The organism is Mesorhizobium sp. P2_C4, from assembly GCF_056404575.1.
In genome coordinates this window covers 13,938-28,318 of sequence record NZ_JBFUDT010000003.1, presented here as the reverse complement: position 1 = coordinate 28,318, position 14,381 = coordinate 13,938, and the positions used below count along the sequence as shown (strand labels likewise).

Sequence of the window (14,381 nt, the reverse complement as noted above, 5' to 3'; positions counted from 1 at the left end):
TACAATGACGACCATCGCCTTCATCGGCCTAGGGAACATGGGCAATCCAATGGCCGCCAACCTCGTCAAGGCGGGGCACACCGTGCATGGCTTCGACCTGATGCCGGAGAATTTGACCGTCGCTCGCGACCATGGCGTCGTCATCATGGCCAACGCGCTTGCCGCAGTGAAGGACGCCGACGTCGTCATCACCATGCTGCCGGCCGGCAAGCATGTGTTGTCTGTGTATGAGGACATCGCGCCCAAGGCCAAGCCGGGCGCCCTGTTCATCGATTCCTCGACCATAGACGTTGAATCCGCCCGCAAGGCGCATGCCGTCGCTAGGAAGCACGGCCTGTCGTCAATCGACGCGCCGGTTTCCGGCGGCACTGGTGGCGCCACTGCCGGCACGCTGACCTTCATGGCCGGCGGCTCGAAGGACGCCTTCGCCGCGGCCGAACCAATTCTGAAGCCGATGGCCGGCCGCATCGTCCATTGCGGCGATGACGGCGCCGGACAGGCCGCGAAGATCTGCAACAACATGATGCTTGGCATTTCGATGATCGGCGTCGCCGAAGCCTTCGTGCTGGCGGAAAAACTCGGCCTGTCGCATCAGGCGCTGTTCGACGTCGCCTCGACATCCTCGGGCCAATGCTGGTCGCTGACCACCTATTGCCCGGTGCCCGGCCCCGTGCCGGCCTCGCCCGCCAATCGCGACTACAAACCCGGCTTTGCCGCGGCACTCATGCTGAAGGATTTGAAGCTTTCACAGGAAGCAGCACAAGGCGCCGGTGCGGTGACGCCATTGGGCGCCGAGGCCACGCAACTTTACGCATTGTTCAATGCCCAGGGGCATGCCGGCACCGATTTTTCCGGCATAATAAATTTTCTGCGCGGTAACCCAGCGTAAGTTTCGAATTTTACAGCGATTTTGTCGATTTTTTCGAGCAAGAAAAATCGCAAATTCAGATTTGCTTAAGCTCTCAATAACCTGACGGTAACGATGTCCCTATAAAACGGATTTCGAGGCGGACATATCGCATCCGCCCGGCGCTCCGGATCAGGTCTCGCGTACCGGAGCCCGTAAGTTTCGCAGTGTTCAGTAGCGAAGCGCCATGCGTATCTGGCAAAGCCGCGTTCCCGATGGAGCGCGGTTTTTGCGTTTCCGCCACGCGCCGTCTTGTGCAGATCAGGCCTTGGTCGACAGCCGGCGAAAATTGGCTTTCACAGCGCGGCTGGCTGGCTTCAGCGCCGCGCTGATCGAGCGTTCCGCCGCGACACCGCTAAACAGCGATGGCATCCGACCGGAAAGAACCTCCGGCCAGAAGCGCGCGGCCGACTGCAGCAGCGCCATCTGTGCCGCAAACGTCCCTTCGGCTACAGCGGTGGCCTTTTCCTGCACCGCGCGTGCGGTTTCAGGACTATAGGCTTGGCCGTTTTCGGCGGCCATCAGCGGCAATCGCATCATCGCCACCAGGGGCGCCAGCATCAGGTCGTTTCCGATCGCGACCGCGTCCAGCGCCCGTTGGCTCTTGGTGGTTCTTGTCATGAAAATTGTCGCCCAAAATGCAGCCGGTGTGGCCGGTCCCAGAACACTACGCGCGACGAGGGCAATTCGTTCCCTGATGGCACTACGAAAGGTGCATTCGAGGCCGGGCGTGCCGACAGCGGCACGCCCGGCTGTTGTTTGGCTTATCGCTTGCGCAAATCCGCCAGCGCCAGGTCGAGCGCCTTGGCGATGCGGTTGCAAGCCATGTCGATCGTCTCGCGCGTCCAGATCAGCGGCGGCGACAGGATCATCGTGTCGCCGGTGGCGCGCAGCATCAGGCCCTGGGTAATGGCGTGGTCGCGAACGGTCACCGCAGCGCTCCCCGAAGGCAGGAAGCGCTCCTTGGTCGCCTTATCCCTAACGATCTCGATCGCTCCCATCAGCCCGATCGAACGCACCTCGCCGACCAGCTCATGGTCGGCAATCCGCTCCTGCAGCGCCTGCGCGAAATACGGACCGGTGTCGTTCTTGACCCGGTCGACCAGGCCCTCGCGCTCAATGATCTCGATGTTCTTCAGCGCCACCGCGCAGGCCACGGGATGCCCGGCATAGGTATAGCCGTGATAGAACTCGCCACCCTTTTCGACCAGCGTCGCGGCGATACGGTCGCCGACCAGCAGCGCCGACAGCGGCTGGTAACCGGAGGTCAGCGCCTTGGCCGTGGTGATGGTGTCGGGCTCGATGCCGAAGGTCTGGGCCGCAAACCACTCGCCGGTGCGGCCATAGCCTGTGATGACCTCGTCCAACATCAGCAACACATCGTATTTGCGGCAAATGCGCTGCACTTCCGGCCAGTAGCTCATCGGCGGTATCTTCACCCCGCCTGCCCCCATCACCGGTTCGCCGATGAAGGCGGCCACCTTGTCGGCGCCGGCTTCGAGGATGGCGTCCTCGACCGCCTTTGCCGCGCGCAGGCCGAAATCATGGTCGCTTTCGCCAGGCAGAGCCAGTTCGTAGGCATAGGGCATCATCACATGAACGATGTTGGGCACCGCGCCACCGAGCTGCTTGTGCATCAAATCCATGCCGCCGAGCGAGGTGCCGGCGATGGTCGAGCCGTGATAGCCCATCTTGCGCGAGATGATGCGGTTCTTCTCCGGCTTGCCTTCCAGCGCCCAGTAGTGCCGCACGAGCCGCAGCGCCGTATCGTTGGCCTCCGAGCCGGAGGAACCATAAAACACCTGGTTGACGCCCTTGGGCGCCAGCTCCGCCAGCTTCTTCGACAACAGGACCGGCGTCGGCGTCGAGCATTTGAAGAAGGAGTTGTAGTAAGGCAGTTCCTTCATCTGGGCATAGGCCGCGTCGGCCAGCTCGTCGCGGCCATAGCCGACATTGACGCACCACAGCCCGGCCATGCCATCGAGGATTTCCGTGCCGTCGGCATCGTAGATGAACGGTCCGTTGGCGTGGGTGATGATGCGCGAGCCGGCCTCACGCAATTCCTTGTGGTCGGTGAACGGATGGAGGTGATGCGCGGCGTCGATCTGCTGAAGCTGCTTCAGCGAGTAATTCTGATAAGTCATGATTTGACCTTCCTCTTTGAACCAATCCGGCGATTGCCGGGGCGGATTCTTCAGAGGCAGGCAGGAGGCGAATAGCCGATGCGGGCGCACAGCCGCAGAAGCTCGGCGCGCAGCGTGCGCGGCGACGGCGTCACCGCCACCCCAAATGTGCAAACCAATGTCACTGCCGGAGCCATGAAGGCACCTTAGGCTGTCTGAGGCCTTCAGTTCAAGTCGTACCGCTCAGCGCCCGCTGCAGGAAGACATATTTCATCGCCGCCTGGGCCGCTTGCGGCCGGCGATCGCCGCGCCCGCCATGGCCGCCCTCGGTTTCCTCGAAGAACAGCGTCTTGTCATGACCGGCAGCCTGCAGGCGAGCCGCCATCTTGCGGGCATGGCCGGGGTGAACGCGATCGTCGGCGGTCGACGTCGTCAGCAGCACCGGCGGATAGGCGGCATCGGCCGAGACATGCTGGTAGGGCGAATAGGCGGCAAGCCAAGCCGCCTCTTCCGGTTTCGCCGGATCGCCATACTCGGCCATCCAGGAGGCGCCGGGCGGCAGCTCGGTGTAGCGCAGCATGTCGAGCAACGGCACGTCGATGATGACGGCGCCGAACAGCTCCGGGTGCTGGGTCAGCGAAACGCCGGTCAGCAGGCCGCCATTCGAGCCGCCCTGGATGCCGAGCGTCGCCGGCGTGGCAATGCCGCGCTTCACCAGGTCTTGCGCCACGGCGGCGAAATCGTCGAAGGCGTTCTGCCGGTTGGCCTTCAATGCCGCCTGGTGCCAGTTCGGACCGAACTCGCCGCCGCCGCGGATATTGGCCTGCACATAGGCATTGCCCTTCTCCAGCCACAGCCTGCCACGCACGCCGGCATAGCCGGGCAACAGCGGCACTTCGAAACCGCCATACCCGTAGAGCAGCGTCGGCACCGGACCGTCCTGGTCGCGTCGCCGGACGACGAAATAGGGAATCGCGGTGCCATCCTTCGAGCGCGCCTCGAACTGTTCGGAGATGAGAGGCGATGCATCGAAACGTGCCGGCTGTGCCTTCACCGTCGTCAGCGTCACCCCATTGTCATCTGACCAGATGATCGAGCTCGGCGTCAGGAAATCGGTGAAGGAGAAGGAGACGCTGGCGCCGAAATGCTCGGCATGGCTGATGCCGACATTGCCGTTTTCAGGCAGTGCCACGGGCTTCAGCGACCAGCCGCCGTCATTGCGCTCGCAAACGACGACCTTGCCACGCACATTGTCCATCAAATTGATGAACAGCCGGTCCTGCGTGCGGGTGATGCCGGCGATCGAGACGCGATGCGCCGGCTCGAACAAGGTCTCCACAGGGCCGAGCGCACCGGTTTCGACCCACCGCACCAGATCCAGCGAATAGAGGCCGTCAGGTTGGCACAGCGTGCCGTCGGGCGCCGTCCATGGGCTGCGTACGCCGAAGACCAGCTGATCCACGAAGATCGCGGTATCGGTCGTGTCGTCCGGTAGCGGGACGCGCCTGTTTTCGCCGGAAGGCAGACGCAGGAAAAGGTGCGATGCGAAGAAGTTGAGCGTCCTGCCAAGGATCAGATAGCGTCGGTCGCCATCGAACTCGAGCGCCGCGCCAACGGCGAGATCATCCTTCTGCGCCTCGAAGATCGGCGCCGCGTCTTCCAGCGGCGTGCCGCGCGTCCAAAGCTTGATCACGCGCGGATAGCCCGATTCCGTCTTGTCGGCCTCTTCGAACGCCGCCGAAACGATGACCGTGTCCTTGTCCAGCCAACCGAAGCCCGACTTCGAAGCGGGCGCGCGAAAGCCGTCCTCGACGAACGACTTGGTCGCAATGTCGAATTCACGCATCTCGCTGGCGTCACCACCGTCAGGGGACATCGAGAGCAGGCAGCGGTTGAAATCGGGGTAGAGCCGGCTGGCGCCGCTGAACACCCATTTCACCCCGTCCTTTGCCGCAAGCTGGTCGAAGTCGATGATCGTTTCCCAGTCCGGCTTCTCGGTCTTGTAGGAAGCGACGCTCGTGCGCCGCCACAGGCCGAGCACATTGGTCTTGTCCTGCCAGAAATTGTAGACATGGCCGTTAAGTGCCGCCCCGACCGCGATGTTGTCTTCGGCCGTCATCAGGTCGAGCGCGGTCTCGAACGAAGCCTGGTAGGACGGATCGCCCTGCAGTTCGGTGACCGTGACCTCATTTTGGCGATGCACCCAGTCGAGCGCGTCTTTGCCGTTCCTGTCCTCCAGCCAGAGGAACTTGTCCTCGGCGGCGGCTTCGGTCTGGCGTTTTGTCGTCGATTGGGTCACGCGTGGTCTCCGAGCTATTGTCTGGCAGCTCCGCCTACATCGCCCTGCTGGCGCCCACATTCAAGATGGTGACGTTAGGTCATCAGGCGGCTCTGCCTCAAACCATCCGTCGACGCAGAGCCGTGGCAACCGCCAGCAGCAGACAGATCGCGCCCAACGTTATCGGCAGACCGCCGGCGCCGATCACGTCCATGACGCCACCGGCCAGCGGCGGCACGGCGATGCCGCCGAACGCCCCACATCAGCGAGAAGGCGGCGTTGCCGGCGACCAGCGCCGAGCCGGTGAAGCGCTCGCCGAGCTCGATGATCGACATGGTGTAGATGCCGTAGGAAACCGCGCCCCAGATGAACACGCAGGGCCAGATCAGCGGCGTCTCGATGAGCAGCGGCAACAGCGCGCAGCCCAGCAGCGTCAGCAGGACGCAGATGAACCGCACCAGCCGCGACGTCAGCCGCTCCGCCAGCAGGCCGAGCGGCACCTGCATGGCAATGTTGCCGGCGATCATCGTCGACAGCAGCGCCGACATCCTGATATCCGCGATGCCGTAATGCGTTCCGTAGACCGGCAGCAGCGCCAGCACGCCTTGTTCGAAGTTTGCGGCCACCACGACGGCGGACAACAGCAGCCAGGCCTGCGGCACGAAGCCATGACGGAAACCCGGTGGCCGGCCTCGTCGACCTTAGGCAGCCGCCGCAGCACAAGGGCCAGGCAGAAGCCGCAAAGGACGAAAGCGGCGATGCCGACGAGAAACGGCGGCCACCCCTCGGTGCCGACGACAAGCAGACAAAGCGGGCCGGCCGCGAACCCTGCGGAAATGATCGTCGAATAGACCCCCATCACCCGACCTCGTCTCGCCGGCGGGGCGAGTGCGATCACCCAGGTCTCGCTCAGCACATAGAGCGGATTGGTCACCACGCCGATCAGGAAGCGCAGCGGAAACCACAGATAGACATTTTGCGTACAGCCGATGAGCGCCAGCACGATGGCCGAAAGTGCCGCGCAGGTGAGTGCGGTAGGCCCTGCCCCGAACCGGCGCGCCAGCGCCGGGATCAGCGGTGACGACAGGATGAAGCCGACCGGCGTGATCGCCGCAGACAGGCCGATGATCGCCGGCGAGATGCCCTGGCGCTGCAGGATGAAGCTCAACAGCGGATAGGAAAGCCCTTGCGCAATGGCGAATACCGACACGGTCGCGATCACGCCGGCGATCGCCGCCCATTGCATCGTCTCGTTGTCATTCGATTCCGCCAGGTTCATTGTGCGCACCGCAATCGGGGCTGCAGGATCAGCGGTTCGGTTCCAGCGCAGTAAGCCCCTCGCTGGCGAAAACCGATTGCTCCAGCCAATGCCTGTCAGGAGGCCCGGGCTTGTCAGGAGGCCCGGCGCACGGACGAGCGGTAGAGTGCAAACGTCACCAGCAGAATGTCGAGACCGGCGATCACCACCGGCAAGCCCAGCGGACCGACAAACTGCATCAGCGTGCCGGCGCCCGGCGGACCGACGATGCCGCCGGCACCCCACATCAGCGCGAAGGCCGCATTGCCGGCGACCAGCGCCGTTCCCTTGAAGCGGGTGCCGAGTTCGACCAGCGCCATCGTGTATACGCCATAACCGACCGCACCCATGACCAGAAGCACGAGCCAGATCGCCGTCGTCGTGATCAGCAAGGGCAGCAGAGCCGCGCAGATTGCAGTCGCCAATGCGCAAAAGATGATCATCGCCCGGCCGCCGAAACGCTCGGCCAGCAAGCCAAGCGGAATTTGCAGGAAGATGTTGCCCAGGGACAGGGCCATCACCAGTGCTGCCAGCACCCTTTCAGGCAAGCCATAGGCAGCGCCGAAGACCGGCATCAGAGCATATGTGCCCTGCTGGACCGCCGCTGAAACCAGCACGGCAAACAGCAGCGCCGGCGCCAGCCTGGCGAAACCGAAAAAACCGCCGGAAGACTGGCCGTCATCCTCGAAGCCGGCAAGGCTCGACGAAACGCTGCGCAGGATGGCGGCGCAAAGCGTGAAGCCTCCTATACCGACAAGAAAAGGAATCCAGCCCGTTGTGCCGACCGCGGTCAGCACCAGAGGCCCGGCCGCATAGCCGGCGCCGAGCACGGTATTGAACGCGCCCATCACCCTGCCGCGGCGCGATGGCGGCGCCAGCGACAATGCCCAGACCTCGCCAAGGATGTAGAGCGGGTTGATGACGACGCCGATGATGAAGCGGATGACGAACCAGGCCACCCAGTCCTGCAAATAGCCGATCGCAAGAAAACACAGCGCCCCGATAAGCGAGCAGCCGACGGCCAGCGTGCGTGCGCCAACCAGCCGCACGGCGGCCGGCACGAAAGACGCCGAAAGGATCAGCCCGAGCGGCATCATGGCCGCCGACAGGCCGATCAGCGCCGGCGACATCCCTTGCTTCTGCATCAGCAGCGTGAACAGCGGCGAACTCAGCCCTTGCGCCGCGCCGAACATGGCAAGGGCAGCAGTTACCCCGGCAAGCGCCGCCCATTGCGTCCCCGCTTCGCCATCGCTCGAGCCGGTCGTGGCCATGCTGCTCTCATCACCCGGATAATTGCCGCGCATCGAGGCGGCGTGCCCCAGCTACCGGTTGAATGCCGGAAAAGGAAGGTCCAGGGCAGAAATCCAATTGTACGGGATGCCCGCCGCGTTCGGCAGGCGCTTTGCCTGGGCCGGCATCGCGATCGCTACGTCAACAGTCTTGCGTTGCCGCCTTGGACGATCATGGTGAGATGCCTCTGGTAGTCCGAATATTCGGCATTTTCCCGTTGGATACGGCCGAGTTTCGGGTCGGCAGTGTTCGACCAGGGCAGCAGTGCGATTGGCGCCGCAACAGGAGTAAGATTGCTGCCTGCGCCCACGGCCAATGTCGCTATCAATCCGTAGATTTCGCCACTGATTTGAGGACGACCCAGAATGACAAGGCGCATCTGCCCCTGATCATTGGTGTAGAGATAGATCTGCCCCGATTTGTTAGGCATCGAGACAACGCCCTTTTGCGAAAATGGGGCGTCCAGCCGATCCGTTTCGCGAAACGCCAGGCAGCCCTGACTGTCGTCCCAGTATATTTGCATGCGATACGCATAGATCGCGCCTGCGACCTCAAACGAAGGCCGCAGCGTCAAATAATCTCCTTCCAGCCAGGCAACGCCAGCCTTGGCATATCCGCCGAGATGAACCCCGGCAGAAGGCTTGAAGGCCGGATCGCGCAACGAGACGCCTAAGGCGGCCTCCAGCCGAACAATACTCGCGGTTGTGAACGGACGGCTGCCGTTGAGGACCTTTTCCAGGGTTGAAATGCTGATTTTGGCGGTGTCGGCCAGCATCTGACGCGACATGCGACGGCGGGCCAATTCCTCTCGGATGCGCTGCGCCATCGTTATGTTCTGGTTCTTGGACGGTTCGATATCTGGCCTCATCTTGGCACCGGACAAATCCGCACAAAGCCATACATCACGCGACCGCCAATGCCAATCAAGGCCAAACAAAACGCTAACCCCGGGAGGCCGTCAAACGCATTGTTCACAACGGATACGAGCGGGGGATGCGATGACTATTTTCACCTTCTGCAGGCAATTGGCCATGACCGGCGCTTGCATATTCCTGATGACCGGCACAGCGTTCGCGTGGCCGATCATGAGCGGCGACACACGGCGCTCGGAGTGTGTCGAGGCCTTGGCGATGGCCTCGGCGCAATTCAAGTCCGACACGTTCAGTATGCGGGCGCCGTTGCCCATCGCGGCCGCTGCAATGTCGCGATTGGTGCTCAGCGTCAGCGAAGAGCATATCGAGGCAGGCGACGCCCAAAGTGCCGATCCCAACGTGTTCGGCAAAATGACTTATCCGGGCAATCCCAACACGCTGCGCAACGTGTACTGGCAAATTTCGCCGCAGCGGGGCAAGCGACTGATTGTAGCCGAGAGCCAGGTTGGCTGGCGTGGCGACTGGTACAGTTATTATCTGGCCGATCCGTCGCTTCCCGTCGAAACGTACCTGGTGGATCCTGAGCAGCTAAGAAGGCTCGGATTGAAACCTGTAATCGGCGAAGTATGGCGGCCGCTGCAGCTGCTGCAGAATTCGGCGTCGGGCCAGATTTGGGCCATAGATCAAAATGAGCAAAGGAACTGGGACGTATACATACTGGACGAGGCCGGCATGTCCGCCCGTTGCCACGTCGCCTTCATGCCTGATGTGCCCTCTGCGGTCCGACTGTTGCCGAAACCGACGCAACGCTTTGCAAGCTTGCTTGCCGAGGCGCTCGGGCCAGGAAGAAATGAAGGCACACTTCAGCCCACCGCTCGGATTGCATATGATGTGGAACAAGCTTGGGCCAATGCCGCCATGCGGCCATGGGCGCTAAAACGCGAGCCCTACAACTCACGCGCCGAGGTTGATGACGGCCTCGAAAAATGGGCAATGCGCGGCCCGAAATATCGCCGCACATACCGCGCCATCCGTAGGCAATACCCGAAAGCAGTTGCGGCGCTGGCGTCCTACTATCGCACTACTTTCAGCAAGTCGCCGCAGGCCGCACGGGAAATGGCAGCTCAATCTATGGACTACCTATACCGCAGTTATTTCGTCTTCCATCGCGAGTCATGAGGCACCCCGCCCGGTTTGACCTGAAAAACGATCCTCGCCCTCAAGATCGCAAAATCGGTCATCCAGTCGATTGAGACTGTTGCAACCTGCCGTTCCGGCATGTCGCTTCCCTCGCCCTAGTGGTCGCCGCCTCCGCAATGGCTGGACAGCCGGCGGTCCATATTGCAGCCGCACTGTCGCAGCGTACGAGGCCATCCATGACCGCCGCCCTTCATCCCGCCGAACCGGCATTGGCAACCGACCGCGCCCGTCGCGGCGGCCGCGCGGGCAAGCGCGCCGGCGGCTCGGCCGCGTTCGAGCAGCCAGCCTTCCGCCAGCTGAAAAACCCGCTGACGCCGACCAAGCTGGTCTCGGACGACGAACTGGAATCGATCCACCTCGCCTCTCTGCGCGTGCTCAGGGAAATCGGCGTCGACGTCCTGCATGACGAGGCCCGCCGCATCATGAAGGCGCATGGCGCCGATGTTCGCGACGGCAGCGAGCGCGTGCGCTTCGACAGCGACATGATCCTCGACCTTGTCTCGAACTGCCCGTCCGAATTCACCATCCATGCCCGCAATCCGGCGCACAATGTGCGCTTCGGCGGCAACAATCTGATCATCTCGATGATGGCGTCGGCGCCCAACTGCTCCGACATCGATCGCGGCCGCCGGCCCGGCAACCAGCAGGACTACCGCAACTTCCTCAAGCTTGCGCAGATGCACAACATCCTGAACTGCACGGGCGGCTATCCGGTCGAGCCGACCGATATCCATCCCTCAGTCCGCCACCTCGAGTGCATCCGCGATCTCAGCGTGCTCACCGACAAGGTGTTCCACATCTATTCGCTCGGCAAGGAGCGCAATGTCGACGGCATCGAGATCGCCAGGATCGCGCGCGGTATCAGCCATGAACAGATGCTCGAAGAGCCGTCCGTCTTCACCATCATCAACACCAATTCGCCGCTCAAGCTCGACGTGCCGATGATGGAAGGCATCATCCAGATGTCGAGCAAGGGTCAGGTCGTCGTGGTGACGCCGTTCACCCTCTCGGGTGCCATGGCGCCGGTCACCATCGCCGGCGCGCTGGTGCAGCAGAACGCCGAGGCGCTGTCTGGCATCGCCTTTGCCCAGATGGTGCGCAAGGGCGCGCCCGTCGGCTATGGCGGCTTTACCTCCAATGTCGACATGAAGTCCGGTTCACCGGCTTTCGGCACACCGGAATATATGAAAGCGCAGCTCGTCGGCGGCCAGCTTGCCCGCCGCTACAACATCCCCTACCGCACTTCCAACACCTGCGCTGCCAACACGGTCGACGCGCAGGCCGCCTATGAAAGCGTGTTCTCGCTGTGGGGCGCCATCCAGGGCGGCGGCAATCTGATGATGCATGCGGCCGGCTGGCTCGAAGGCGGCCTGCGCTGCTCCTACGAAAAGACCATCGTCGACATCGACCTCTTGCAGATGGTGGCCGAATTCCTGACCCCGCTCGACCTTTCCGACGAGGCGCTCGGCTTCGACGCCATCCAGTCCGTCGGCCCCGGCGGCCATTTCTTTGGCACCCAGCACACGCAGGACCGCTACAAGACCGCCTTCTATTCGCCGATCATTTCCGACTGGCGCAATTTCGAAACCTGGGCGGAAGCAGGCTCGCCGACGGCGCTCGAAAAGGCCAACCGCGTCTGGAAGGAGCGGCTGGCATCCTACGAAGAGCCCTACATGGACCCGGCCATCCGCGAAGAACTCAACGCCTTCGTCGCCAAGCGCCGCTCCGAAGGCGGCGCGCCGACCGATTTTTGACCGAAAAGCAGCGATGGATTTGACGCCGGCGCTGCTCGTCGCTCATCAAACATCTGATTCAATCTACGCAAAAACGGACCTATCTTCATGAAATCTCATGCAAAAGCGGTTGTCATCGGCGGCGGCGTCGTCGGCTGCTCGGTGCTCTATCACCTGGCCAAGGCCGGCTGGACCGACATCATGCTGATCGAGCGCTCGGAGCTGACCTCCGGCTCGTCCTGGCATGCAGCCGGCGGCTTCCACACGCTGAATGGCGACCCCAACGTCGCCAAGCTGCAGGCCTATACGGTGCAGCTCTACAAGGAGATCGAGGAGCTTTCCGGCCAGTCCTGCTCGCTGCATCTGACCGGCGGCGTGATGATGGCCGATACGCCCGAGCGCATGGACTTCCTGCGCCTTGCCCACGCCAAGGGCCGCTATCTCGGCATGGACACCGAACTGATCACGCCGTCCGAAGCCAAGGCGATGTTCCCGCTGATGGACGAGACCAATTTCGTCGGCGCCATGTGGGATCCAGTCGAAGGCCACCTTGACCCCTCCGGCACCACCATCGCCTATTCCAAGGCGGCGAAAAAGCTGGGTGCCGAGATCGTGCTGCGCAACCGCGTCGTCGAGCTGACGCAGGAGGTCGACGGCACCTGGAATGTCGTCACCGAGCAAGGCACGGTGAAGGCCGAGCATGTCGTCAACTGCGGTGGCCTGTGGGCGCGCGAAATCGGCCGCATGGTCGGCGTCGAACTGCCGGTGCTGGCCATGGAGCACATGTATCTTCTGACCGAACCGATGCCGGAGGTCGAGGAATTCAACAAGTCGACCGGCCGCGAGATGATCGGCGTGCTCGACTTCAAGGGCGAAATCTACACCCGCCAGGAGCGCAATGGCATCCTGCTCGGCACCTATGAGAAGGCCTGCAAGCCGTGGTCACCGGTCAACACGCCGTGGGATTTCGGCCACGAACTGCTGCAGCCCGATATCGACCGCATCGCGCCGTCGCTGGAGATCGGCTTCAAGCATTTCCCCGGCATCGAGAAGGCCGGCATCAAGCAGATCATCAACGGCCCCTTCACCTTCGCGCTCGATGGCAACCCGCTGGTCGGCCCGGTGCAGGGCCTGACCAATTTCTGGTGCGCCTGCGCCGTCATGGCCGGCTTCAGCCAAGGCGGCGGCGTCGGTCTGGCGCTGTCCAACTGGATGGTCAATGGCGATCCCGGCTTCGACGTCTGGGGCATGGACGTGGCGCGTTTCGGCGAATGGGCCGGCCTGCGCTACACCAACGCCAAGGTGCGCGAAAATTATTCGCGGCGTTTCTCCATCCGTTTCCCCAACGAGGAATTGCCCGCCGCTCGGCCCGCGCAGACGACGCCGCTCTACGACACGATGCTGGCCAACAACGCCGTCATGGGCGACTCCTGGGGTCTTGAGACACCGCTCTGGTTCGCACCGAAGGGCAAGGAACCTAGGGATATCGTCTCCTTCCACCGTTCCAACGATTTCGGGCCGATCGGTGAGGAAGTGCGCGCCACGCGCGAAAAGGTCGGCGTCACCGAGATCGCCAACTTCGCCAAATACGAGGTGTCCGGCCTGGGATCGGAGGATTTCCTCAACTGTCTCATGACCAACCGGATGCCGAAGACCGGCCGCATCGTGCTGACGCCGATGCTGAACGAATTCGGCCGGCTGATCGGCGACTTCACCATCGCCAAGGCCGGCGACGACCGCTTCATGATCTGGGGCTCGTCCGCGGCGCAGAAGTACCATATGCGCTGGTTCGAGAAGCATTTGCCAAAGGACGGCTCGGTACGCATCCACCGCTTCGACCAGACCCTCGTCGGTCTCTCCATCGCAGGGCCGAAATCGCGCGACCTGTTGCAGAAGCTGGTCGATGTCGACATCTCGACCAAGGCTTTCCGCTTCATGGATTTCCGCGAAATGGCGGTCGGCGGCGCACCCTGCCTGGTCAACCGCATCACCTATACCGGCGACCTCGGCTACGAGATCTGGATGGCGCCCGCCTATCAGCGCCTGGTCTACAAGGCGATCAAGGACGCCGGCGAAGAATTCGGCCTCGTCGACTTCGGCATGCGCGCTTTGCTCTCCATGCGCCTGGAAAAGAACTTCCCGACCTGGTTCCGCGAGTTGCGGCCGATCTACGGGCCCTACGAAGGGGCGATGGACCGCTTCATCAAGCTCGAGAAGAACGACTTCATCGGCCGCGAAGCCGCCGCCAAGGAACAGGCCGAGGGACCAAAACTGCGCCGTGTCTCCTTCATCGTCGATGCCGCCGACGCCGACGTGATGGGCGACGAGCCGATCTGGGCCAAGGTCAGCAAGGATTACGGCACGGTGGAAAAGCCGCATGGCTATGGCGCACCACGCTTCGACACGTCAGGCAAGGAAATACGCGGCTCCAAGGCTGCCGAAGGCGCATCCGCCGTGCGCGGTATCGTAGATGGCGACTGGCGCGTGGTCGGCTGGGTGACCTCGGGCGGCTATGCGCACTATGTGCAAAAGTCGATGGCACAAGGCTATGTGCCGGCAGCCCTTGCCGAGAACGAGACCGCCGGCCTGTTCGAGATCGAGATCCTCGGCCACCGGCGGCCGGCCCGCATCAATGTCGAGCCGCCCTTCGATCCCAGCGGCGACAAGATGCGGACTTGAGC

The 14,381-nt window shown here is 62.8% G+C and carries 10 protein-coding genes and 1 pseudogene; 4 read left to right on the top strand and 7 right to left on the bottom strand.

What is annotated here, in order from left to right; translation table 11 throughout:
- Positions 1-4 precede the first annotated feature (4 nt).
- A complete protein-coding gene (mmsB, locus tag AC1DX6_RS12640) occupies positions 5-889 on the top strand; it encodes a 3-hydroxyisobutyrate dehydrogenase (RefSeq protein ID WP_477313764.1) in 885 nt (294 codons plus the stop codon).
- Positions 890-1,168: 279 nt separating this feature from the next.
- Here the strand turns inward: mmsB and AC1DX6_RS12635 are convergent, their stop codons facing one another.
- The 7 genes and pseudogenes from AC1DX6_RS12635 to AC1DX6_RS12605 all read right to left on the bottom strand — a co-directional run bounded on the left by AC1DX6_RS12635 (position 1,169) and on the right by AC1DX6_RS12605 (position 8,721).
- Positions 1,169-1,528 (bottom strand): hypothetical protein, encoded by a 360-nt coding sequence (locus AC1DX6_RS12635; RefSeq protein WP_477313762.1) that lies wholly within the window; start codon positions 1,526-1,528, stop codon positions 1,169-1,171.
- A 143-nt stretch (positions 1,529-1,671) separates the two neighbouring features.
- Positions 1,672-3,051 (bottom strand): aspartate aminotransferase family protein, encoded by a 1,380-nt coding sequence (locus AC1DX6_RS12630; protein WP_477313760.1) that lies wholly within the window; start codon positions 3,049-3,051, stop codon positions 1,672-1,674.
- A 50-nt stretch (positions 3,052-3,101) separates the two neighbouring features.
- On the bottom strand, positions 3,102-3,227 hold the full coding sequence (locus AC1DX6_RS12625; protein WP_477313758.1) for a capsid protein: 126 nt from the start codon (positions 3,225-3,227) through the stop codon (positions 3,102-3,104).
- Between the two features lie 32 nt (positions 3,228-3,259).
- Positions 3,260-5,329: a prolyl oligopeptidase family serine peptidase gene (locus AC1DX6_RS12620; protein WP_477313756.1), complete on the bottom strand. Its 2,070-nt coding sequence runs from the start codon at positions 5,327-5,329 to the stop codon at positions 3,260-3,262.
- A 97-nt stretch (positions 5,330-5,426) separates the two neighbouring features.
- Positions 5,427-6,587: pseudogene (locus AC1DX6_RS12615) on the bottom strand (MFS transporter).
- Positions 6,588-6,700: 113 nt separating this feature from the next.
- Positions 6,701-7,876, bottom strand: coding sequence for an MFS transporter (locus AC1DX6_RS12610; RefSeq protein WP_477313754.1), 1,176 nt, complete (start codon positions 7,874-7,876; stop codon positions 6,701-6,703).
- Between the two features lie 155 nt (positions 7,877-8,031).
- Entirely contained in the window at positions 8,032-8,721 is a 690-nt protein-coding gene (locus tag AC1DX6_RS12605) for a helix-turn-helix domain-containing protein (RefSeq protein WP_477313752.1), read from the bottom strand.
- Positions 8,722-8,893: 172 nt separating this feature from the next.
- On the opposite strand from AC1DX6_RS12605, the gene AC1DX6_RS12600 reads away from it, so the two are divergent.
- From AC1DX6_RS12600 to AC1DX6_RS12590, 3 genes are all read left to right on the top strand, one after another.
- Positions 8,894-9,946, top strand: a complete 1,053-nt coding sequence (locus AC1DX6_RS12600; protein ID WP_477313750.1) for a hypothetical protein — start codon at positions 8,894-8,896, stop codon at positions 9,944-9,946.
- A 197-nt stretch (positions 9,947-10,143) separates the two neighbouring features.
- Entirely contained in the window at positions 10,144-11,721 is a 1,578-nt protein-coding gene (locus AC1DX6_RS12595) for a trimethylamine methyltransferase family protein (protein ID WP_477313748.1), read from the top strand.
- An 87-nt stretch (positions 11,722-11,808) separates the two neighbouring features.
- Positions 11,809-14,379 carry a GcvT family protein gene (locus AC1DX6_RS12590; RefSeq protein WP_477313746.1) on the top strand — a complete coding sequence of 857 codons (2,571 nt, stop codon included), beginning with the start codon at positions 11,809-11,811 and terminating at the stop codon, positions 14,377-14,379.
- Positions 14,380-14,381: the final 2 nt, after the last annotated feature.

Coding starts and splice junctions, on each gene's coding strand:
- mmsB (WP_477313764.1), top strand. CDS start 5: ATGACGACCATCGCCTTCATCGGCCTAGGGAACATGGGCAATCCAATG.
- AC1DX6_RS12635 (WP_477313762.1), bottom strand. CDS start 1,528: ATGACAAGAACCACCAAGAGCCAACGGGCGCTGGACGCGGTCGCGATC.
- AC1DX6_RS12630 (WP_477313760.1), bottom strand. CDS start 3,051: ATGACTTATCAGAATTACTCGCTGAAGCAGCTTCAGCAGATCGACGCC.
- AC1DX6_RS12625 (WP_477313758.1), bottom strand. CDS start 3,227: ATGGCTCCGGCAGTGACATTGGTTTGCACATTTGGGGTGGCGGTGACG.
- AC1DX6_RS12610 (WP_477313754.1), bottom strand. CDS start 7,876: ATGGCCACGACCGGCTCGAGCGATGGCGAAGCGGGGACGCAATGGGCG.
- AC1DX6_RS12605 (WP_477313752.1), bottom strand. CDS start 8,721: ATGGCGCAGCGCATCCGAGAGGAATTGGCCCGCCGTCGCATGTCGCGT.
- AC1DX6_RS12600 (WP_477313750.1), top strand. CDS start 8,894: ATGACTATTTTCACCTTCTGCAGGCAATTGGCCATGACCGGCGCTTGC.
- AC1DX6_RS12595 (WP_477313748.1), top strand. CDS start 10,144: ATGACCGCCGCCCTTCATCCCGCCGAACCGGCATTGGCAACCGACCGC.
- AC1DX6_RS12590 (WP_477313746.1), top strand. CDS start 11,809: ATGAAATCTCATGCAAAAGCGGTTGTCATCGGCGGCGGCGTCGTCGGC.